General features: G+C 40.2%; 26 protein-coding genes and 1 tRNA gene. 3 read left to right on the top strand and 24 right to left on the bottom strand.

Going from position 1 to position 21,287, the window contains the following annotated elements; translation table 11 throughout:
- Positions 1-1,470 (bottom strand): betaine-aldehyde dehydrogenase, encoded by a 1,470-nt coding sequence (betB, locus tag EBQ12_RS09395; protein ID WP_125589787.1) that lies wholly within the window; start codon positions 1,468-1,470, stop codon positions 1-3.
- A gap of 207 nt (positions 1,471-1,677) precedes the next feature.
- Between betB and cudC the strand changes: the two genes are divergently transcribed.
- Both cudC and EBQ12_RS09385 read left to right on the top strand, forming a co-directional pair.
- Entirely contained in the window at positions 1,678-2,235 is a 558-nt protein-coding gene (cudC, locus tag EBQ12_RS09390) for a choline uptake/conversion transcriptional regulator CudC (protein ID WP_045035275.1), read from the top strand.
- 72 nt (positions 2,236-2,307) lie between these two features.
- Positions 2,308-2,380: transfer RNA gene (locus EBQ12_RS09385), tRNA-Ala, on the top strand.
- Between the two features lie 59 nt (positions 2,381-2,439).
- On the opposite strand, the gene EBQ12_RS09380 is transcribed toward EBQ12_RS09385, so the two are convergent.
- The 21 genes from EBQ12_RS09380 to EBQ12_RS09280 form a co-directional block, all read right to left on the bottom strand.
- Positions 2,440-2,886, bottom strand: a complete 447-nt coding sequence (locus EBQ12_RS09380) for a hypothetical protein (protein WP_017359003.1) — start codon at positions 2,884-2,886, stop codon at positions 2,440-2,442.
- A gap of 102 nt (positions 2,887-2,988) precedes the next feature.
- Positions 2,989-3,807 carry a peptidoglycan recognition protein family protein gene (locus EBQ12_RS09375; protein ID WP_125589785.1) on the bottom strand — a complete coding sequence of 273 codons (819 nt, stop codon included), beginning with the start codon at positions 3,805-3,807 and terminating at the stop codon, positions 2,989-2,991.
- A 19-nt stretch (positions 3,808-3,826) separates the two neighbouring features.
- Complete coding sequence (locus tag EBQ12_RS09370) at positions 3,827-4,090, bottom strand: phage holin (protein WP_019743388.1); 264 nt, start codon at positions 4,088-4,090, stop codon at positions 3,827-3,829.
- A 12-nt stretch (positions 4,091-4,102) separates the two neighbouring features.
- Positions 4,103-4,315 (bottom strand): BhlA/UviB family holin-like peptide, encoded by a 213-nt coding sequence (locus EBQ12_RS09365; RefSeq protein ID WP_017367922.1) that lies wholly within the window; start codon positions 4,313-4,315, stop codon positions 4,103-4,105.
- Positions 4,316-4,351: 36 nt separating this feature from the next.
- Entirely contained in the window at positions 4,352-4,492 is a 141-nt protein-coding gene (locus EBQ12_RS09360) for an XkdX family protein (RefSeq protein WP_039170001.1), read from the bottom strand.
- Positions 4,492-4,812, bottom strand: coding sequence for a hypothetical protein (locus tag EBQ12_RS09355; RefSeq protein WP_125589783.1), 321 nt, complete (start codon positions 4,810-4,812; stop codon positions 4,492-4,494). The genes EBQ12_RS09360 and EBQ12_RS09355 overlap by 1 nt, the downstream gene beginning before the upstream one ends.
- A 13-nt stretch (positions 4,813-4,825) precedes the next feature.
- Positions 4,826-6,142, bottom strand: coding sequence for a hypothetical protein (locus EBQ12_RS09350; RefSeq protein ID WP_241215629.1), 1,317 nt, complete (start codon positions 6,140-6,142; stop codon positions 4,826-4,828).
- Positions 6,143-6,654: 512 nt separating this feature from the next.
- A complete protein-coding gene (locus tag EBQ12_RS09345) occupies positions 6,655-7,860 on the bottom strand; it encodes a hypothetical protein (RefSeq protein WP_125589779.1) in 1,206 nt (401 codons plus the stop codon).
- A gap of 217 nt (positions 7,861-8,077) precedes the next feature.
- Positions 8,078-8,254 carry a phage portal protein gene (locus tag EBQ12_RS09340; protein WP_017367927.1) on the bottom strand — a complete coding sequence of 59 codons (177 nt, stop codon included), beginning with the start codon at positions 8,252-8,254 and terminating at the stop codon, positions 8,078-8,080.
- A complete protein-coding gene (locus tag EBQ12_RS09335; protein ID WP_125589777.1) occupies positions 8,251-8,580 on the bottom strand; it encodes an XkdW family protein in 330 nt (109 codons plus the stop codon). Before EBQ12_RS09335 ends, EBQ12_RS09340 begins: the two co-directional genes overlap by 4 nt.
- A 10-nt stretch (positions 8,581-8,590) precedes the next feature.
- Positions 8,591-9,463, bottom strand: coding sequence for a hypothetical protein (locus EBQ12_RS09330; RefSeq protein ID WP_125589775.1), 873 nt, complete (start codon positions 9,461-9,463; stop codon positions 8,591-8,593).
- Positions 9,464-9,478: 15 nt separating this feature from the next.
- Positions 9,479-9,862, bottom strand: a complete 384-nt coding sequence (locus EBQ12_RS09325; RefSeq protein WP_017359000.1) for a phage tail-collar fiber domain-containing protein — start codon at positions 9,860-9,862, stop codon at positions 9,479-9,481.
- 11 nt (positions 9,863-9,873) lie between these two features.
- Entirely contained in the window at positions 9,874-10,797 is a 924-nt protein-coding gene (locus tag EBQ12_RS09320) for a YmfQ family protein (RefSeq protein ID WP_125589773.1), read from the bottom strand.
- Entirely contained in the window at positions 10,784-11,830 is a 1,047-nt protein-coding gene (locus tag EBQ12_RS09315; protein WP_125589771.1) for a baseplate J/gp47 family protein, read from the bottom strand. Before EBQ12_RS09315 ends, EBQ12_RS09320 begins: the two co-directional genes overlap by 14 nt.
- A complete protein-coding gene (locus EBQ12_RS09310) occupies positions 11,823-12,245 on the bottom strand; it encodes a DUF2634 domain-containing protein (RefSeq protein WP_125589769.1) in 423 nt (140 codons plus the stop codon). The genes EBQ12_RS09315 and EBQ12_RS09310 overlap by 8 nt, the downstream gene beginning before the upstream one ends.
- A gap of 14 nt (positions 12,246-12,259) precedes the next feature.
- On the bottom strand, positions 12,260-12,526 hold the full coding sequence (locus EBQ12_RS09305) for a DUF2577 family protein (RefSeq protein ID WP_017358996.1): 267 nt from the start codon (positions 12,524-12,526) through the stop codon (positions 12,260-12,262).
- Positions 12,523-13,533: an XkdQ/YqbQ family protein gene (locus EBQ12_RS09300; RefSeq protein ID WP_125589767.1), complete on the bottom strand. Its 1,011-nt coding sequence runs from the start codon at positions 13,531-13,533 to the stop codon at positions 12,523-12,525. The genes EBQ12_RS09305 and EBQ12_RS09300 overlap by 4 nt, the downstream gene beginning before the upstream one ends.
- 11 nt (positions 13,534-13,544) lie before the next feature.
- On the bottom strand, positions 13,545-14,213 hold the full coding sequence (locus EBQ12_RS09295; RefSeq protein WP_008344093.1) for a LysM peptidoglycan-binding domain-containing protein: 669 nt from the start codon (positions 14,211-14,213) through the stop codon (positions 13,545-13,547).
- Positions 14,206-18,354: a transglycosylase SLT domain-containing protein gene (locus EBQ12_RS09290; RefSeq protein ID WP_125589765.1), complete on the bottom strand. Its 4,149-nt coding sequence runs from the start codon at positions 18,352-18,354 to the stop codon at positions 14,206-14,208. The genes EBQ12_RS09295 and EBQ12_RS09290 overlap by 8 nt, the downstream gene beginning before the upstream one ends.
- A gap of 1 nt (position 18,355) precedes the next feature.
- Positions 18,356-18,493: a hypothetical protein gene (locus EBQ12_RS09285; RefSeq protein WP_008344097.1), complete on the bottom strand. Its 138-nt coding sequence runs from the start codon at positions 18,491-18,493 to the stop codon at positions 18,356-18,358.
- 41 nt (positions 18,494-18,534) lie between these two features.
- Positions 18,535-18,975 carry a phage tail assembly chaperone gene (locus EBQ12_RS09280; protein WP_008344099.1) on the bottom strand — a complete coding sequence of 147 codons (441 nt, stop codon included), beginning with the start codon at positions 18,973-18,975 and terminating at the stop codon, positions 18,535-18,537.
- A 151-nt stretch (positions 18,976-19,126) separates the two neighbouring features.
- Between EBQ12_RS09280 and EBQ12_RS19640 the strand changes: the two genes are divergently transcribed.
- Positions 19,127-19,216 carry a putative holin-like toxin gene (locus tag EBQ12_RS19640; protein WP_074041930.1) on the top strand — a complete coding sequence of 30 codons (90 nt, stop codon included), beginning with the start codon at positions 19,127-19,129 and terminating at the stop codon, positions 19,214-19,216.
- Positions 19,217-19,493: 277 nt separating this feature from the next.
- On the opposite strand, the gene EBQ12_RS09270 is transcribed toward EBQ12_RS19640, so the two are convergent.
- Positions 19,494-19,937 (bottom strand): phage tail tube protein, encoded by a 444-nt coding sequence (locus EBQ12_RS09270; protein WP_003213309.1) that lies wholly within the window; start codon positions 19,935-19,937, stop codon positions 19,494-19,496.
- Position 19,938: 1 nt separating this feature from the next.
- Positions 19,939-21,285 carry a phage tail sheath family protein gene (locus tag EBQ12_RS09265; protein WP_017367936.1) on the bottom strand — a complete coding sequence of 449 codons (1,347 nt, stop codon included), beginning with the start codon at positions 21,283-21,285 and terminating at the stop codon, positions 19,939-19,941.
- Positions 21,286-21,287 lie beyond the last annotated feature (2 nt).

The following is a 21,287-nucleotide window of genomic DNA, read 5'->3' as shown; positions in this document are numbered from 1 at the left end:
TTATTTAAACCAATGAACCGCTTCTGGTTTTGTATTTCGATATAAATGTTTTAGTTCCGTATATTCTTCAAGGCCCGTACGTCCTAATTCACGTCCAAGACCTGATTGTTTATATCCGCCCCACGGTGCTTGGGCAAAATAAGGATGGAAGTCGTTGATCCATACCGTGCCTAATCTTAATTGACGAGCCACTCGTTCGGCTTTGCCGATATCAGAAGACCACACCGCTCCTGCTAAACCATAAATCGTGTCATTTGCCAGCTCGATGACTTCTTCCTCTGATCGGAAGGATTCGACAGTGAGGACTGGTCCAAACACTTCTTCCTGTACAATTCGCATCTCTGATGTACAGCCTGAGAAAATCGTCGGCAAGTAGAAGAATCCTTTTTGAAGCTCCTCTGCAACAGGTCGTTTCCCACCTGTTTCTAATGTTGCGCCTTCGTCTAAACCGATGCTGACGTATTTTTCTACTTTTTCTCGATGCTCAGCTGAGATGAGCGGTCCGCTCTGGGTTCCTTCATCAAAGCCGTTGCCTAGCTTGATTTTTTTCGTACGCTTCACCAGTTCTTCTAAAAATTCATCGTGAATGGATTCTTCCACTAACAAGCGTGAACCTGCTGAACACACTTGCCCTGCATGGAAAAACACAGCATTCATTGCCTGGTCAACCGCTACGTCTAAATCAGCATCTTGAAAGACGATATTCGGGTTTTTCCCGCCGAGCTCAAGGGCGATTTTCTTCACATTCCCGCTGGCTCCCTGCATGATTTTCTTACCTGTTTCAATACCGCCTGTGAATGAAATTAAATCGACTTGGTCATTGACAGCCAGCTCATCGCCAACAGTTGCTCCAGGTCCAAGCACTAAGTTGGCAACGCCTGCTGGAACACCCGCTTCTTCCATAAGTTTGAAAACTTTGATCGTGGTTAATGGTGTAATTTCACTTGGTTTTAGTACGATTGTATTTCCAGCTGCAAGGGCAGGAGCGATTTTCCAGCTCGCTTGAAGCAATGGATAGTTCCAAGGAGTGATTTGACCGCATACACCGACAGGTTCTCGGACTAATTCGCTTTTTGAGTTTGGAATAGGAGATGCAATGATTTCCCCGCCATCCTTATCAGCAAGACCTGCATAATATTGAAATACATTCGCAATATCGTCCATATCTGCTTTGCTTTCCTCTAATGTTTTACCCGTATCAAGTGATTCTAATTTGGCTAATTCATCAAGGTCTCGTCTAATCAATTCCGCAATTTTGAACACAATATTTCCTCTTTCAAGTCCAGGCAGGTTTGCCCAGTCCCCTTGATCGAAGGCTTTTCTTGCTGCCTTAATGGCTAACTGTGCGTCATTTCTTGATCCTTCACTGACTGTCGCGATCACTTCTTGATTAAATGGATTGATGATATCTCTTGTGTCGCCACTCTTAGCGCCAACCCATTGTCCATCGATAAATAGTGTTTGACTCATAGAAGGAACCTCCTCTGATTCTCTTTGGTAAGTTTGTTAAATAAAAATTTAACGTTTTGAACATAATTAACTTAACATGTTCAAATTTTTCTGTCAAAGGGTGGATATGCTTCTTTTATTTTGACATTTTGCATTCTTTCGTTAACATATAGTCCATAAAGATTTTTTTGAACGTATTGAATTCACTTAATAGAAAGCAGGGACAAGATGAAAAAGCAGGAACAGCCACAAGCAGAAGAACGCATTTTAGCTGCTAAAGATCTCGTCATTGATTCCATCGCTGAAACAATGGATCTCTATGGCATTACTAGAAGTGCGGGTATTCTATATGGAACGATGTATTTAAATGAGGAAATGACGCTGGATGAAATGCGTGAAGAGCTGCAAATGAGTAAGCCTAGTATGAGTACGGGTGTGAAAAAACTGCAAGACATGAATATTGTCAAAAAGACCTTTCACCGCGGCCGAAGAAAACACAGCTTTGTTGCTGAGAAAGACTTTTTTAAGTTTTTCATGAACTTCTTCCCGCAAAAATGGGAACGAGAGGTTGAGGTCAATCTAGCAGCGATTGAAGAAGCGCAAGAACGCCTTCAAGATGTAGCTCGTGATGATCAGGCGGAGGAACATGAAAAAGAGGAAGCGAAACAGCTCATTGAACAGCTTGAAAGCTCAAAAGCCTATTATGACTGGCTTAGACGATTAGCCCACTCGGTTCATTCGGGAGAAATCTTTGACTATATTCCGATTGATCAGAAAGAAAAATAGCCGGGGTGTTTGTGTTTTACAGCTTGAATTTTACAGGAGGATTGATTATCATAAGTTATGTCGCAATACTTCGGGGCATTAGCTCAGCTGGGAGAGCGCTACGCTGGCAGCGTAGAGGTCAGCGGTTCGATCCCGCTATGCTCCATTATCAAAAGCCTATCCAATGATGGATAGGCTTTTTCATTTGATTTTACTCATAAAAGCTTATTTGTCTGGTTCTTGAATTTGATAACCAAAGACTCCTTTTATCTCAACATCCCCACAGCCTTCTTTTTTAGTCAGTTTAATACCATGGGGTCTATAAATGTAGCGCCCACTTGATAAAATTCGGTCTGTTGCACTTAGATCATATTGGTTACCTGTATACTCTTTGACTGATGACGGAAAATCCGTTCCTGATAAGGATGTTCTGTAGAGTGTCACCTCTAAAGTACAACCCTCTGCATTTAGTATAGAAAATTGGTAGCCATAAGTAGATGGATATTGTTCAGGATTATTTTGACCTCCTGGTACCCACAGATCTTTTTCCTGTTCCGTCATGATGAAATCAACTTCTACTTCTCGATAAATGGTCTTAGCTGCAACCTTTTCCATATTAAAATGGAACATGACAATGAAACAAAGAGACATCATTACACATATCCGCTTCATACAACCCCTCCATTCATTTTTACCATTATACAACAAATAACACCAAAAATGGTTTTATTTTACTTTTTTATAATAAATAAGAGTTGATCCATTCCATATGTGTTAACTTTCTATGATCTTTCTTAATGTTTCTTTGGTCTTTGGACCATATATGCCATCTGGGGTTAACCCATGCATCATTTGAAATCGAGACACTGCATTCGCAGTCTTGGGTCCGTAGTACCCATCGATTCCATTATTGATCGCTCCCTTATCAGGATAAAAATAAATCGATGCTAAGGCTTGTTGTACGGCTTTTACAGCTGACCCTTTTGTAAGAGGCTTCGTCACTTTTAAAATACCTGCGGGCAAACTGTATGTTTTTTTGACCTTGTTGGTTTTAGATGTTGATCTCGTTGATATGGTTTTGATAGATGTTTCTTTCACCGGTTTAGCTGTTGTCATTTGACTTGATGCTGATGCAATACCAGCCTTGAAGCCATCCCAACGATTTAACAGCTTACGCGGACACTCTTTCCCGCTCCAATGCTTATGTGGCACCACGTTTGATAAAGGAATTCCTAAATCCCCCATCAGTTTCCGAATAAGCCATTGGGCGTTTTTAACAGCCTGTTCAAAGTTAGCGCCTGCATTTTCACAAATTTCAATTCCAATTGATTTCATATTGCCGGTTCCCCTGCCATCTCCTGCGTGCCAGCCATTTTCGTTTAAAGGTAAATGCTGATAAATGACCTGATCATCGACCGTGTAGTGCCAGCTAACCCCGGTACTTGCCCGAGCAACAAATGCTGCATGATTTGCCGCATCAGCCCCCCGTCCAGTGTTCGATGTATTATGCACCGTAATATAGAGCGGCTTCATCCTGTTTCCTGGTCTGTTGCGATTTTGTTTTGGGATGAGTGCTTGAATGATCTTCACCATATTGTTTCTCCTTTAAGAATTATTTTGTTAACCCTCTTTGTTTCAGGGCATCTTTTTGCAATTGACCTTTATAGGTCACATAATTATTTTTAAACCAAGCGATCACGGCAGTGACCATAGTGAAAATTGTGGAACCTGCCACATATAGTGCCTCTCCTGCGGTTTGCACTTGCTCCTCGCTAATCGGCAGCACCGTTTGTCCAAACATGACAAGCGTTTGGTTGATAAGCGCAATAAAAAGAAGCACTGTGCGAATCACAGTGCCTTTGTCGAATGTTTTCATGATGTTTTCCTCCTATTTTAAATTCCGTTCAATTTTATCGAGCTTGTCGATCACGACGTCATACTTCTCACTAAACTTTGCTAACACATCATTTTGCGCCTCGATTTGCTCATTGAGTTTGTTTTCTCGTTCTTTTGTTGTGTTGAGAACATAAAACAGAATCCAGCAAAAAAGAACGGCGAATGGGCCTTGTGTCATTAAGTTTTGAACGACATCTACTTCCATTTGAATCACCTTCTTTCCGGCAAAAAAATAAAGCCATTAGGCTTTGTATATTTCTCCAGTTATATTTTGATAGTCTTCTGCCGAGATCCAGCCAATGCTTACATAAAATGCAATGTCCTCTGGGCCGTAACACTGCCAGTCCCAGAATTGTTTAATATCCGCTACAGTTGGAAACATCAATCTGAAGCACCTACTTTTTGCATAGCTAATAGCTGCGTTAATTGTTTTGATAACAAAGCATTTTGTTTCTTTAAAAGTTCTATATCACTTGGCGGGAGAGGGGCTGATTTTAGGCTGGCTATATACTCCTGTGTCGCTGATTCATACCATTGTTGTTTTTTCACATCAAATGCAGCCTTATAAAAAGAAGGATTATTGGGTGGTGCAATTGTTGTGCATTGCTCTGGAATAATATAATTTCCTTCATCATCCCTTTCGAACACTTCGATAGGTCTGATCAATTCATTTTGCTGATTGTATTCATAGGCTTGTATCATTTGTATCACTTCCTTAATTTAATGGAACAACCATGTCTAAATAGTAGCCAGTTACTGCACTGTTATTCACTGCATGTAAACCAGTTAGTTTTAGCTCTCCTGTATTATAGATATATAATTTACTATGACCCGTTGTACCTGATACGGGAACTGATACTACTATGCCTTTATCGGGTAATCCTGTATTTGGAATACTTCCACAGATCACTTCTCTATTTGCTATTAGGTGACCCCTCAACAATAATAAGTTTCCCCATTTAACATATTGGACCGCTCTGTCTCCAATAGAGGAACCATTGACTAGTGTGACATCTAGCCACTTGACACTTTCAAAATCAGCATCAGTCACTAATTTTTTCCAACCTTTAAATACACCGTCTGTATGAACAGTACCAAACCAATGAGTGTTGTCATAACTTCTAATGACATGAATAGTCTTTCTACCATTTACCGTTTCTAAGATATCAATATTAAACCAAGAAGAATCATTATCGACAGGCATATTTACAACATTAGATCCTACTGCAAAGTAAAAGCCGGATGGCAGCGTTAAAATATCAGTTCCTATTGACATTGAAAGTCTTAATCCCTTTGAATTTAATAGGTTATGGTCATTGAGACGTTTCCAACCGCTCCACTCTTGTTGTGTACCCGTTACATCAGTTGTTGAACGGTTAATATAGACATCTCCTGTATTGTTTGCACCGATGACCCATCCATAGGTATTCTCACTAAAAACAGACAAAGCCCTCATGGAACTTCTTGTCGGAAGATCTGGATGTGCTTCATGAATGTACCATGAATGAACTCCCGGCAATTTTATCAGCTTATCTAAAATACTAGGATCATCCGCATTAATTCTTTCAAAAGCTTTTCCATCGTCAGCAGTAATTTTAGATAATTGTCCTGCATCCCATTTATTTTTTTCGTTTTGAGTAGGCATTTGCAGCCAATTGATCGCAATGTCATTCACATGATAGTAAAAACAAAATGCATTACCTGAAGTGTCGATTGCGATTCCTACACCGATATTATTTTGACCTACTAGCTGAAAGCCTCTTAATGCAGCATTTCCTATAGCTGGAGAATCGACTACTCCAGAACCACCTGGCGCATAAAATGAGCAAGCCCCTAGCGCTTTAATTCCCTCATAGATACTGCCACCAGCAGGGATATTAATCAATTGGGACCCGTTATCATTTGTCAGTTTATATAGCTGTGATTCGTTCCATTTTTTCTTTTCCGAACCAGATACGTGAGGAATTGGATCTCCCGTATGAAGGTTGAATTGTTCTAGTAGTTCCTGATCATTTTCAATCAAAATTTTCACTAAATCGTTAAAGAGATCTGCATGAGCTTTATCACTCGTCTTAAAAGGTTGAGGTGTTTTTATGATCTTATTCTCCTTTCAAAAAACATTACGAATTAGGGATGTTATGATAAAAATCAGTTATTTCACTTCGTTCTTAGATTTGGAACCAAACGTGATGAATTCATTAGGATTCAAGTCATTAGAACAATATTAAGCACAAATTTTTTCAAATATCCCGATTTTTATAAGTCACGTCTGCCCTTACCTATGATTGACGCCACTCCAATAAAGTGGATCGATTGCATGAGTCTATTCCCTTCCTTTATTGTAAAAACAACAGAGTCAAACTCATTCTTTCTTCCTGCAATTTGACCCAATAATTTTAACAACATGTATTGTGCATTGAGTTTCTGTTCTCGTTCCTTTGTTGTATTGAACACATAAAACAGAATCTGGTAAAAGTGAACGTCATTAAGTTTTGAACGACAGCTTCCACCGATTTGCACACACACTTTATTTTTCAAATAATTCTATCTTAGCTGTGACAAGGTAACATAAGCCCTATTTACTGTAATAGTTCTTCCAGTGTTTTTGGGAGTAATATAAAATGTTAACTTATCCCCCGCTTTAAACTTTTGTTGAAGGTACAATACACATATACTTGATGAAATAACAGGATTCCAATTACCTAATCGTTGAAATTCTGTACCATTCACATAACATGACAAAATGCTATCTGATCCAACAGGAATGTTATTGCTATTAAGATAAAGCCTAATTAAATACAGACCATTATTTTTCAGTGTAATTTCAGCTCGCGAACGATTATACTCTCCTAAATCGTCTGATCTTGTATCACCAAAATTCAGTTTTGTTGGAACATTTTCAACGGCTGATACAGAAGAATTATCGAGATCATACGTATCAACAAAAGAAGTATTATCCATATCCTCCTTTGTTAAAACACGTTTCCAGCCTTGCCACCCCAAATTTAAATCAAGATAATTTGTATACATGTAATTGTTATAATCTATTGCTATGACCCATCCAAATGTACCTTTTCCATTACTATCTTGAGAAGTAAAATGATACATACCACGACATGATCTTGTAGTTGGGCTGTTTAATGCTTTACCTGTGGCATAAAATGTACCATGCTTCGGGCCTAAAAAAACAATCTTTTCAAGTAAATCTTCACCATCTGAAACAGATAGAATCACCCCTCCATTATCTGAAGTAATCTTAGACAATTGCCCATCATTCCATTTATTTCTTTCAGCATTTGACGGGAGCTTTGTCCAGTTAATAGTAGTATGTGCAGCATTATAGTAAAAACTATAAGCATTACCAGCAATATCTACAGCAAAGCCAGTACCAATGTTATCTTGACCTACAGTCTGTAATCCTCTCAATGAAAGATTTGATGGGGAATCTTCGACTCCAGAAACTGCATAAAAAGTACACGTTCCTTTCCCTTTTATCGAATCAAAAATCCTAGCATCAGCTCGCACATTAATTAAATGACTTCCATTATCCGCTGTAATTTTATAGCCCTGAGAATCGTTCCATTTTTTCTTTTCTGCTTCAGAAGCATGTGGATTTGTATCTATCATATGTTGATTGATAGCCTCTAATAGACCCACATCATTGTCAAGAAAGGCCTCAACCATGTCATTAAATAGATCAGCATGGGCTTTATCAGTTGTTTTAAAAGTGCGTGGTGTCTTAATCTCCATGATCATTCTCCTTTCAAATCTATTATCACTATACGCTTCCTTCCACTATATAATGTTATCTAATCACTCTGTGAATCATCACATTTCTGCTTTTCTGTATTAGCTGCTGTATTCTCGCATCATTTGTATGTTTTAAGAACTGCTCTAATATTCCAATATCATTCTCAAGTAGTGCTTTTAACATGTCATTGAAAAATCAGGTATGGTCCTTTTATTTCTATTCAGTTTTCACTCTTGATGCTTGTTTTATTTCTTGCAGCTGCTCTAAAGTGAGCATCCTTTGCTCGTATCCTGCATTTAGATCTTCCATCGAACAATCACCTAATTCAACTGCTTCTTTGACTAATTCAGGTGTCACCCATTGGAAATATAATGCCATAACCCAATAATTCATGTTTCACTCTCTCCTTTAATGAAAAGGATCTCATTTTTTAGCGCCTTTAGTTCATTTGTTAGAAGGTCACATTGGTGTTCAAGCTGTTTTCTCACTAGCTTTTCTTTGGCTACTTCTTGTGCTAGATAATCTAGTGGAAGAGGTGGTTGATACCTCGGGTTGGCTTGGGCTTCCTCCCACCATTTTTTCAACTCTTCTGCCGTTGGTTTTGGCACATCTAGATGCCACTCGTTTATATACGAACCGTCGCCATCATTTCTTAGTTCAAAATCCTTTTGCGGGTCCGCATCGGGGTATTTATATTTAATGGCTTCATATAAAATCATCTTAACCCTCCTACACTCTCGGGAAATTACGGCCGCCTAATTCCGTAATATCGAAATAGTTGTACCAGCCTGAATTGTCAGATATATAACGATCGGAATTTCCCGCATATCCTATATACATGTAAATTTCAATGTAATCTCCTTTATTCGCTGGCACATTCGCAGCCCCATATAAACCTATATCAAGTTTTGCCGATTCAGAGGGTGTGGCAGGGAGATGTCTATAATGAGATATATTTTTATAATTTTTGCCATTTAAAAAGATAGACAGCTCAAAATTCGCATACATTTGAACCGTCTCAATATAGACTCCAGCGTTTACTAGATACATTCCGTTTTCCGGACAAATAAAACGACTATTTTTTATATCAAAATTATTGTGACTATCTTTGATTTTTCGATTAAAAAGGATCTTTTGTCGCTCAGCATTATTAAGCAACTGCTTACCAGTTGTACCAATGTTCGTATGAAGAAAACCAGAGATTTTGTGCCACTCTGTCCACCCTGAGGCTATATACCATTGTCTAAACCAAATACCAGTACTAGTAAAATAACTAGTTGTTTCATTACCGTTGCCATAATAATATTGTATAAAACGATACTCATTCATTTTTTCGTTCTTCACAAAACCTAATTTTGTAGGATATCCGGTATCATTCGCTATAGCCATCAACGTAATCCCATTTGGATATTGCTCACCGCTGACTGATGCATCTTGAATGGCTTGATCGCCTGTTAAAATGAACAAGCTTTCATTTGTGATTCCTTCTATTTGTCTACTGAGCGCATTGTCATTCTCCACAAGTGTGTTGACCATCCGGTTAAATAAGTTGGCATGGGCTTTGTCAGAGGTTTCAAACGGTAAAGGTGATTTTATGTCCACTTCTTTTCCCCTCCATTAATAAATATCATCAATCTCAAAAACAAATTCGATGTCACCGTCTTTTTGTTTGTCTGTCATGGTGCGGATGGCGGTGAATTTGCCGGCTTCGTCGACAAGGGCTAGTTCATTGATGACTTCGCCTGCGAGTTCTCCTTCAGCGATGGTGCAGGTGTAGCGGATTTTTGCCGGTTCCATGAAGGTAAACGAGTCAATATTTTTTTGAATCAGTTCTTTTTTAAGTGCTTGTTCGGTTCCGTCAAGAGAGATCGGTTTTCCATCCTTTGTTCCCCCATTTCCGAATGCCATTTTGACGACTTTTGTGAGTTTTGTTCCTTCTGCTCGTGCCTTTGCCATTTGTTGACGTGCATATAGTGTGGTTACGGTTAATTGATCAGCCATTGTGATCCTCCTTATAGGTCTATTTTTTTAGAAGTTGCTGCCAGCATTTTTGATCCATCAAGTGGAACGGATCCATCGAGAATCCAGTAATGCTCCTTGATCAGTAAACTGCCGCCTTGTTCATTTTGAACATGTACTGGTAAGCGGAACGTCATCCTCTTTTTCATGCGATGTGAAAGCTGGTTCTTTGCGCGCCAAGTCAGCGTAGCTGCTTGCTTCGTTTCATGCGATGCTCCAGTCATGACATAATTCATACGATATGCTGTTTCTTTCTCTTGTTGAAGCGGCATTCTCATCTTTAATGAATGCCGAAAACGAGCAGGGACTTCTGTAGTACCTCGTATCCCGCTGAGATAGAACGTTCCATTTAATACGAATTCACCATTGAGTAAAATTGGAATATGATCGAAAAAGCCCACTCTGCTTCGCAGTGTGAGCCGCTGGTGATGATCATTTGTTTCATGAACATCAGTATGATGACTGGCGGTGAACGTATACGCCAAATGTGCTGGCTTTAACGTTTCGAGTATTTCGACGATATATCTTGTGTTTTGCAGGTCATCTAGGTTGACACGCAATGCAAAATGATAACGATTGACTGTAAGTCGGATGGTCGCACTTGGATTTTTAAGAAATCGATTCACAGATTTCTCTAATGAAAGATACGTAATTGGTGGAATGTTCGACATCATATTGAGTAATCGTGCCCTGCGCAGCTCAATCGAATCATCTGACTCTCGCTGCACCTTGAGCATTCTCTCCCACCGATTCAATCCCCACGTCGCTGTTAAAGGGAAGAACTGATCCGTTACATCAAAAATGGATTCGTCCAATTGTTCAAACTCTGGCGCCTCCGTTTTTAGTAAATGATCCACATCATAAATCTCTGTGAAATATGGCGGCAAGTAGTTTTTCATTTCATCAAGTTTGCTCAATAACCTTCACCTGCCTCAGACGTGGTATCTCAATGTCCTGTAATACTAAGTTTTTTGACTCCCCATTCAATAAGACGTTTGCATAATCGGACACGCTCTCTGAATGGTACAAAATATCATTTAAGGCGGACATTCGAATCGTACTTTTTTCAAATGCGATTGATTTTAACAGTGCTTTGACCTTTTCTTCTATTTCTTTTTGCGCACCTTCAAGTGTCCAGTCCATCTGAAGTTCGACGGACACTTCTACATCAATATCCAGCCACTTGGCGCTTTCCACGGTTGCTTTTGACCCAATAGGAGCTTGCCCTTCTCCTTCTCCCGGGACAGGGTCGATATACTCCTGGACCCTTTCGACAAGAAGATCAGATGCTACATCTAGATTGCCGTCTGTGATGACAATTTTGACCGTTCCCTCTCCATTCCATAGCGGGAACACTTTCGCTCTGCCAACACCACCCACTTCCTCGGCCCACTTTTTGTAATGGGCTCTGTTAGCACTGACAGCCTCTCGCCTTGCGCGTATTAAATACCGATCGTATAATGACGCATCATCTTCTTCCTCTTGCCCTGGTATCACCAATTCCTTCATGATCATCGACTCTAGACCTGGAATTGTATCAAGCGATAGCAGCGGCTGACCTGTTAATTGCCCATTGCCGGCTGTACCTGTTGTCTCGCATTCTAGTGTACCGTCCTTTGAAAATTGAAAATAAACATCTTCAATAAAGAATCTTGATCCTGCTGGAATGTTTACGTTCTCTGGTTGAATGGTTACGGACCACACCGCTGTGGTGGCTGGCTTTCGTTCAATCCCTACTTCTGCTGCTCGTCGATCTAAAAATTCCCCCTGTGCTGTATCAGCAAAGACAAGCTCAAACACTTGATCAAGCCAAATATACGACTGAGCGAGTTCAGCAGCAGCAGGTGCCAAGGCATTCCAAATAACGCTGTTTTCTCTTTTATCTATGTCATCTGGCAGCCTGTCCAGCATTCTTTCCATCAACGCCTCATACGTTTGCTCCTCAAACATCTCCCTCCATCACCTCCTCTATTTCTAATGTGCCTTCATCTGTGACAATGGTTATTTTGACTTGAAAGGCATCATTTTGCTTCGTGACCTCTATCTCTTCAATATGATCAATCCGCTCATCAACGACCAATGCTTCTTCAAGCAATCTTGGAATCTCCATTTCTTTGTATTCATCAGTTGCTTCAGTATCAGTCAATAGCTCCTGAATTTCAGTGCCAATATCGTGACTGTAAATGGGATGTGCATAGCGCTCTGTTCGCAATGTCATATAAATAAATTGACGGATCGATTCAATGCCTGTAATGGCTTCATTTGTCAGCCTGCCATTTTCAAAATCTATGCGATACGTCGTCGAGGTTTCTACCTCTTCATCTTCCTCTGTTTCCTCGATTTCTTCCTCTGGTGAAAGTGCCACGTTCATCACCTCCCTTACAATTTGTCGATGATGTAAAAGGACTGCCCTCCTGCCATTGCGAGTACCATAATGCTGTCTCCCCTTTTCAACTCATCATCCTCACCCTTATTTAAGCGTTTAGGCCAAATAAGCAGTTCTTCTGGAATGATCAGCTTACTGTTTTCATTTAATCGGATGTGAAGAGGCGAAGCCATTGTGACCTCTCCAATCACCAGATCAATTGGAGAAGCTGCATCTACTGCATTGACAGCGAGTCGTTTAATTGCTTCACTTAATCTCATGCTTGATCACCCTTTGGCCTGGAATTTTTCTCAACGACGTCAATTGTCATGGTGTGCTTCACTCCATTGAATTCATGCTTGTCTTGATCGATCCAGTAGGTTTTTTTGACGTTGATTTCAGGGATTTTCAAATAGATTGGCAGACCGCTTTGCAGTTCAGGGATTCCAAGTGCTTGTATGCTTTTCACTTCTTGTTTGACGCCTTTTTTCTCAGCTAGGCGTACTTTCGCTCTTTTTTGAAGCTGCGGCTGGTTGATTTGACCTGTGACCGTCTCCACATGCTGTAAAATGCCGTACTTACTCTGACCCGCTTTGTCCTGTTCAATAACCACAATATCTGATTTGCTTCCTTTTTTCTTATTCTTCCCCTGTTCGTCTACAGACGTGCGCATCTTCACACGTGTTGCTGTCTCTTCAATGGAGGTGCTGTACTGATAACCGATGAGGTTGACGCCTGATTCAATGACCCACACGTCCTCTGGATCGGGCCAAGCTCTCAGCCCCATCTTGCCTTTAGCAGAATAAATTTGATAATTTCTACCGGTTTGCCGCTTCGTTTCCTTCAATGCTTTTAAAATGATGTCATATAAACTCGTGTCATTTTTAAAGACGAGAGACTTCATGACATGTCCTGTATTTGCGATGGATGTCATAGGAATTTGAAAGTCTGCCCCGATCCGTCTCAAAATTTGATCTGCCCGTTGATTTGAAAAAACATATACATCTTGGTTTTTCACTAAATATTGGAGCATATCGTATGCGGTAAAGGTCAGCTTTCCTTCAACAGGCGTCCTAGAAAACACGATGCCTCTGAACAGCTCTTTTCCTTTCCATTTAAAAAGAACCGTGTCTCCTTCTGAGACACGGTAATATGTTTGACTGCCTTGCTTTGTGATAATATTCGCCTGAATAGAGCGAGGGGCCTGATACCTTTGCCCCTGAAGTGTCACACTCTCTGTGACAAGCTCATACATCGTGCCGCTTCTGATGGCAAAAAGCTCAATCAATGTCAGCCCCCCTATTGTGGTATTTTCAATTTTTGCCCTGGAAAAATCCAATATCCCGGCTGTTTAATATTGAGTTTACTTCGTTTGATCATCGCTGCTTTATTGGCATTCCAAATACGCCGCCATTTTGTACTATCGCCATAAAAACGGCCTGAAATGGCCCAAAGAGTATCTCCTTTTTTGACAGTGTACAATTTTGGTGGTGTTTTTGAGGGTCTTTTCTTTTTCGTTTGTTTCGCTTTTTTCTTTCGCTTGATTTTCCTAGGCGATGCGGTTTTATATTCCTTTAACTCGATCGTAAATTCACGATCGCCTATGTCATAAGACCCTTCCTTGTGTGTGAAGCTCTCAATGCTGCACGTCATATTGATTTTAGTCCCTGTCACAATCAGGCGCACAGACTTCTTTGAACGCATCATTCGTTCAATTTTCGCTATTGCATTCTCTGGTGATGGAATGCTTTTATATTCTGCAATTGGCGAATATTTCTTAGGAAATAATGAGGTGAATGATACTTGTTTAGCTGATGGTACATCAATAAAAGTCAGTTCTCCAAAGGAGGAGACCTTCACTGTTTCATTTTGTACATTATTTGTGATCTCAAGTTCGGATGGAAGCACAGGGAATCGCAACTTCTCCTTGCCTTGGGAAATCCACAATTGATACACTGATTTACCCATCGATCACGACCCCTTTCGTGCCTGTCTGAAGCTCTACTTCCAGTTCGTCTACAAGCATTTGTCTAATTTTTTCGACAAGCGATTGCTGATCCTGTCCATTATGGAAATGCTGATCACCATTGAACTGGATGGTGATTTGTTTATTACTAGACGTTGTTGTATTCCCAGCTGACTGTGCTGAGGTAACTTGCTGCATCTGTGATTCTGGTAAAGGAGCAGATGCATTTGATGGATCATAGACTTGCATCCCAAGTGCCTTTGCTGCCTGCGTCAATAAATATCTCCCGCGAATGCCTCTTTCTTCTGGAATAATCCATTCGCGTTTGTTTCCTTCACCGACTCTAGCTACCTGCTCCTGAGTAATCAGCCCACCATTGGCGTAGCCTTTATAAGGACCGCCTCTTCTCATACTCCGTAATCCCGGTGTATTGAAGACTGTTCCATATCTGCCCTTAATGTAGTTAATGGCTGCTACGGCATTATGAATTGGGTTCCAAATATCATTCATGCCCTTGCCTTTATTGGAATGGAAGGTCGGTCCAATGGTTTGCATTAACCCTTTAGAGGGCGTTCCCTTCTTGGCGTTGGAATCCCACAAGTTGATGGCTTTCGGGTTACCATTTGATTCGTGCTGAGCGATTGTCATAAGACCTGGAAGCCAACTCATCGATGTGCCAGTCGCCATCAGAGCTGCCATGAGCCACTGCTGAACACTAAGACCTGAAGCACCCATACCGCTGAACGCTCCGATTAATGAACCCGCTTGATTTTCAGCAAACTTTTTCACATCAACTGAATCGAGCCCTTTGACGACACCAATCGATGCGAATTTCCCTAGACTCATCATGACACGTGAAGGAGAATGAATGTCTAGTTCTTCTCTAAACGCCTGTTCCACTTTCTTCGCCATTTCTTTGGCAGCTTGTGTGACTTCACTTGCTTTTGAACGCATGCCGCTATTGAAGGCGTCGATTAGTCCGGCACCCCAAGTAGGTGCCTCTTGCCGAGCATTAGTGAAAGGCTGCCTAACATTTTGATCTAAGAATTGACCTGTGCCAGTTGGTGTCATGTTTTGACCAGCTGCAAAGCCAGTGACAGTTTGCACACCATACAGCGGAGTCGCAGCCTGAATTTGAGTAAATGGTTGCTTGATATTAGCTCGTTTCCACTGTTCAAGTGAAATGACTTTGCTGTTTAATCCTTTTTCAAAGTCATTGCTAAACTGTTCCCCATATTTTGATGCGTTGCCGGTCTCTCCAATTGATACAGATCCACTTGCAGATCTGGAAACTGATGAAGCAGCTGCCGGCCTCATTGGAGAAGATGAACCTGTCGAAGAAGTTGGTGACGCACCGTTTGGCACAACAGACATCCCCAGATGTGTTGCAGCCTGTGCAAGAAGCATCTTTCCTCGACCTTTGTTGTTTTCAGTCGGGATAACAAATTCTTTCCCCGCTTCTCCTATCCATGAAAGTGTTGGCTTTGTGATATAACCACCTGTGGCGTTATTTGCTGCTTTCTCTTTCTGTTTAAACCCTGTTTTTTCTTCGCCTTTTTTAATAAAGATATTAAGAAAATTCCCGCCAATTTTTTTAGCTGTATCAAATACATTTCCTACAACGCCAAAGATACCTTCCCATGTTTTTCTTAAAGTTTCAGCATGACCTTTCAAAGGTTTAAATACTTTCTCTTCGAACCATGCACTCACTTCTTTCCAAATACCCTTGATCGTTTCCCATGCTTCTTTAAATTTTTCCCACACGAATTCAATTGCTGGCTTTGCATATTTTTGATACGGCTGCCATACATTTTCATCAAACCAAGTAGAGAGTTTTTCCCACGTAGTTTTAATCCAATTCCACGTGTTTTTAAATAGATTCCAAACGAATATAATGGCTGGCAAAGCGTAAGTTTTAAATGGCTGCCACACATACTCATCGAACCAAGTTGCAAGTATCACCCATGTTGTTTTAATCCAGTTCCATGTACCTTTGAATAGATTCCAGATAAACATGATGGCTGGAATGGCATATGTCTTAAAAGGTGTCCACACATATTCATTAAACCACTCCGATAATACTCCCCATGTCTCTTTAATCCAATTCCATGTACCTTTGAATAGATCCCATAAAAACATGATGGCCGGAATGGCATATGTCTTAAAAGGTGTCCACACATATTCATTAAACCACTCCGATAATACTCCCCACGTCTCCTTGATCCAATTCCATGTATCAACAAGTTTATTCCATACCCATCCAATGGCTTCTACTGCATATTTACCATATGGTTTCCATACCTTTTCCATGAACCAAGTTGATGCAACACCCCATATAGTTTTAATAATGTTCCAAGCAACAACAAAAACACCAACAACAAAGTTGATGATTGGTACAACAAAGTTATAGATAGGTATGAATACTTTTTCCATGAACCAGTTAGAGACTTTCTCCCAAGTGGTTTTAATTTTTGTCCATGCTTTTTCAAAAAAACCACCAATTGGTTCAGCCACGTTGTCATTGAACCAAGTAGAAATATCTTTCCAAGTATCTTTAATCCAATTAACTGCATTTTCAGCACCTTTGACAATGTCATCCCATTTTTTCTTCAAGGTTCCGTCATCAAACATCTTTCCGACCCATTTTCCTAAACCTTCACCTAAAATGCTTCCTAAAATTCCGCCGATTGCTGTTCCAATACCTGGTGCAATCATTGTTCCTATCGCGGCACCACCCATACCACCAGCAATGCCCCCGCCGAATCCTCCTACTTTTTCACCTACATTTTCTTTTGTTGTGCCAATTAATTCTGTTGCACTAAGTAAAGGCCCAAGTATGGGTACTTTTTTTAATAACTTGCCTGCACCTTTACCTAAATTTTTAAATGTATCTCCTAAGCCTTTTAGCTTATCGGTATCTTTGAATATCCCAGCGAGACCGGCTATAGCCATAATACCTGGAATTTTTTTGGTTAAACCGCCTAATTTAGTTGGAGGTTTTTTATTCTTTTCAACCCTCGTAGTTCCAGTTGGATTATTCGGTTTGTTTTTCGGACCATTTCTATTATCTGTTTGGGTAGTTCCAGTTGGATTTAAACCTTTTGCACAACAAGAACAGCAGCTTATTTTAAATAAACCTTTTCCGTTTTGCGTTTGGTCTGAGTTCTGATTACCCAATTGACCTGGTGAAGTATTATTATTAGACCCATCCGAGTTATTTGAAGGGTTTTTCGGACCAAGGATCAAATCTAATCCTTTGTTCAACCATTTATCTAGATACTCTTCAGGATTGATTTTAATTTTCTCACGAATTCGTCCAATCACTTCTTGCTTGTATTCGTCTATTTTCGTTTCAATCCAAGGTAGCGCCTTCTCATCCCAGAATTTCCTAGGGCTTAATTTTTCCTTCAATTTATCTGAGACGTCACCTGCATATTTTTCAATTTCCTTTATTGCTTTGTTTTTTAAGTTTCCAAACCAGCTCTGGCTGTTTTCATTCGTTTTCGTAGCTCCTGATGACTTAGGTTTCTTTTTGATTTTCTTTTCTTTCACAACTGACTCTGCCTGATCTCGTTTTTTCAACTTACTCTTTGCATTGTCTTGAACAGATACTCTGATCTCATGTTTAGCCATTGTCAAGCTTTTGAGTGTCTTTTTGATTCGTTGAATGGCATTGGTGGCTTGGTCAACCATGTTTAATCTCATATAGTATGTTCTGTTCATGAGCTGAAGGATTGATTTTTTGATTGATGACATTTTTCCTGACAACTGATCATTCAGTTTGAACGTCAGCAGGATTGGACTTGTTTGTGATTGTTTCAAGCGATCTATACTGGATTTAATGACATCTAGTCCTTTTGCTTGAATCGATATGACCATCTGTTTCGGTATCATGTTCAGCTGGTTTGTTAATGATTTGAGATCACGATAGATTCCTTGATCTAGCTTCATGGATAATACAGAAAACCTTCTCATCGATAAATTGAGGTTCCTTAGCTTCTTTTCATCCATTTCCAGGCTTATTTTCACCGGTTTTCTAAATGGTTTGAGCTGCTTCTCAAACGTTTGAAATCGTTTTTGAATGCGCAATAGCTTCTTTGATACTTTGTCTTCTAATTCAAATCGTGCAGTGAGCTTCGCCAGTTTATTTCCCTCCTTTCTTTGCTTCTTTTTCTAGCATGTCGAGTTTGTAGCTGATGAGTCCGAATAAGAATGCCTTAAATTGTCTTGGTGCTTCGTATAAATCGAGGAGTTCTGATGGGGAATAGTGAAGCTCATGCATGGCGTAATATAAAAACACCGCTTCCTTATCCCCATCTTTTATTAGTTTTTTGCTGCGTCTTCTAAATCTTCAATTTCGTCTTCAAATCCGTTGATTTCAATGGCTTTGTTTAACCAGTTTGCGTATTCACCGCCGACAGATAAAACACGTTTTGCAACTTCAACTGGATCTTGTGTGCTGTAGGCTTCTCTTAATTCCTTTGAGCGGAAATCTGGATAAATCGTCGATTCAATGGCAATTCGTGCGTAGAAGCGCTGGCTGTCTAAGTCTTTCACACGGCCTCTGCCTTTGACATTTTTGAACGTGGTGTTTTCTTTTTCCAGTTCATCAATACGTTCCGTGGTAATCGCTTTGAAGACAAAAGGAATGACATTCCCTTTTTTATCAACAAAACGCTTAGAAATTGGTACTTTGACCTCTTCTGCTTCTACTGTTTGTCCTGGCATAAAAAATGAAAGATCAAATGTTTGTTTTTCGCTCATGTTTAAAAACTCCCTTTTGTTTGTTTTTTGAATGCAAAAAAGCACATCCATTTTTTGAATGTGCTTTCCAATCTTTTCATGTATAATATAACTCGTACAATTGAACGGCTTGCTCAAGGGTGTCTGGCTCATCCCCGATAGGAAGGGGGTGATGCTCATGTCAACGTTCCAAGCGATTTCCCTAATGCTTTTATTCGGGATGTTTATCCTTGCTTTGTTGACGTATATAAACAAAAAATAGACTCCCCCTTGAGCTTTGGTAGGTGAAAGGGAAAGTCTATCCTTAAAACTATCTAATTGATAAGCCAGCCCCTTGAAGGGCCTCATTGTACATTGCCGGGATGTTAGCGCATCCTGGCTTCTTTTTATTGTATGCAAATCGCTTTGCATGTAAACATCATTTTGTGTGTTATTGAATGCAATGTGCATTACAAACGCATTCATTTTTCATTACATTTGCATTATAGCATATTTGGTTTTTATTTAGCTAATTAATTAGCTAATTTCCTCCGCATTTCTTAGAAAGAATTCTTCAGCTTTTCAGGCAGATCAAAGTCTTCAAATGTAAATGGAACTTCTTCTTCAAGTGCCTCTGAATCGACATCTAGTCCAGCAATTTTAGCTGAATCAAAGTTGACATCGAATAATGTCACACGCTCTGTGCCTCGGCCTGATGATTTATCATCAATTACCGCTTGAAGAGTGAAATAAGGATCTTCCCCTTTTTTCACATAGTTGAGCATGAGTTGAACGAAACGTGACGTAACTTTATAGAATGTTGCCGTTCCTGTTCCGTTTGCCCCAGTTGTTTTATGGCCAGTCATTCGGCGGCCCATTACGTTCACTTCTGATTTATTTTTCTCCACGTTTGCTTCAAACGTTTTAATAAAGGCAAGTTCCTCACCTTCTAAGAAAAGACGACCTTCTTTACCTGAGATTGTATTTTGCGCTTTAAAAGCCATCTTACTTCACCTCCACATTGAAATAGAATTTTTCTGCTGCGTCTACTGGCTGTACGGCTAAATCGATGATAAATCCATCACGATCTTCATTGAGGCCAATGACGATGTCTGTTTCTGAGTTAAAGCCTGTAATGCCGCTTCCATCTTGAAGTTGTGTGAGATACTGTGTAATCAGTGTTTTCACAAGCTGCACACCATCGTCTGATGCTGGAATGTCATTGCCATTGGCTTTGCGTAATTTAATCAAATTTTTCAGTTCAAATGTTAAATCATTGTTGATTGCATCTAGCACACGGATGATTTTGTTTTTCGCCATTTGCTGGTTCTTTTCAACCGTGAAGCTTGTCAAAGAGTTAATATCTTTTTCAACGCTCACCGTGCGGTCTCTTGCATCGAAAGTGAAAAGAAACTCTCCTTGTGATAAACGGTATTCTACCTGATCATTATCAAGACGCTCTAATGTATCGACTGCGCCTTCGTATTCAACAAAGGTCAGTGACTGATTAAAATTCGCTCCTGCACTTGCTCCTGCGACCCAAGCTGTTGTTTGAGCAGGCGTGAGTTCTGTTCCGTCTTCTAAAACAACACCGCTTGTGACATTGATGATTCCTTCTTGATCAGCTGCATAGTTAGCCACAACGCCTTGCACCTTACGTCCTTGCTTATCACGTAAACGCTCAATAAATGACGCGAATGTCGCTTTTAATTGCTCACTATTATCGACTGGTAGTGCAATGACATCAAAGTATTCCGTTTCAGCTGCTTCTAGGAAAGCTGTATAATCTGCGACACTTGCCACACCGTTTTTCCCGCCGCTTAAAGCCGCTCCAGCAGTAATGACCGCTTCGCCTTCACCAGAAAATTGAACGTATTTGTTTTTCACAAGATCTTTGACATCTTTGACCACCTGTTTATCGACAATATCTGTTCCAAGATAGGTGATGACGTCACGTTTTGTGCTGTCGAGTACATTTTCTGCCACTTGAATGGTGATCTCATTTCCTTTTTGACCACCATAATTGGCTGTGACCACAAAGTTTTCTGCGATTTCCGCTTTGGCTGGCTCTCCTTCGTTTAGACGGTAAAGCAAGACCGTTTGCGCTTTTTTCTTCGCTTCACGGAAAAGAAGAAGTGACTTATCATCAATGTTAAGCCCGACCTTTTTATTTAAGTCTTCCATATCGGAAACGGAAATAAAAGTTTTTGGTTCTCCCCAGCTCATGACAAGAGGAAGTGCAACTGTTCCTCGCTCGCCTAAAGTAATTCGCTGCTCTGCTGTTGTTTTAAAATTAAAGTAAATGCCAGGACGCTTTTTCTCTGTACCTGGTGTAAAAGTGCCTCCGTTCATCC

The organism is Bacillus sp. 2B09, assembly GCF_003946835.1.
Lineage (GTDB): Bacteria > Bacillota > Bacilli > Bacillales > Bacillaceae > Bacillus > Bacillus altitudinis.
This window is presented reverse-complemented; position numbering and strand designations above follow the sequence as displayed.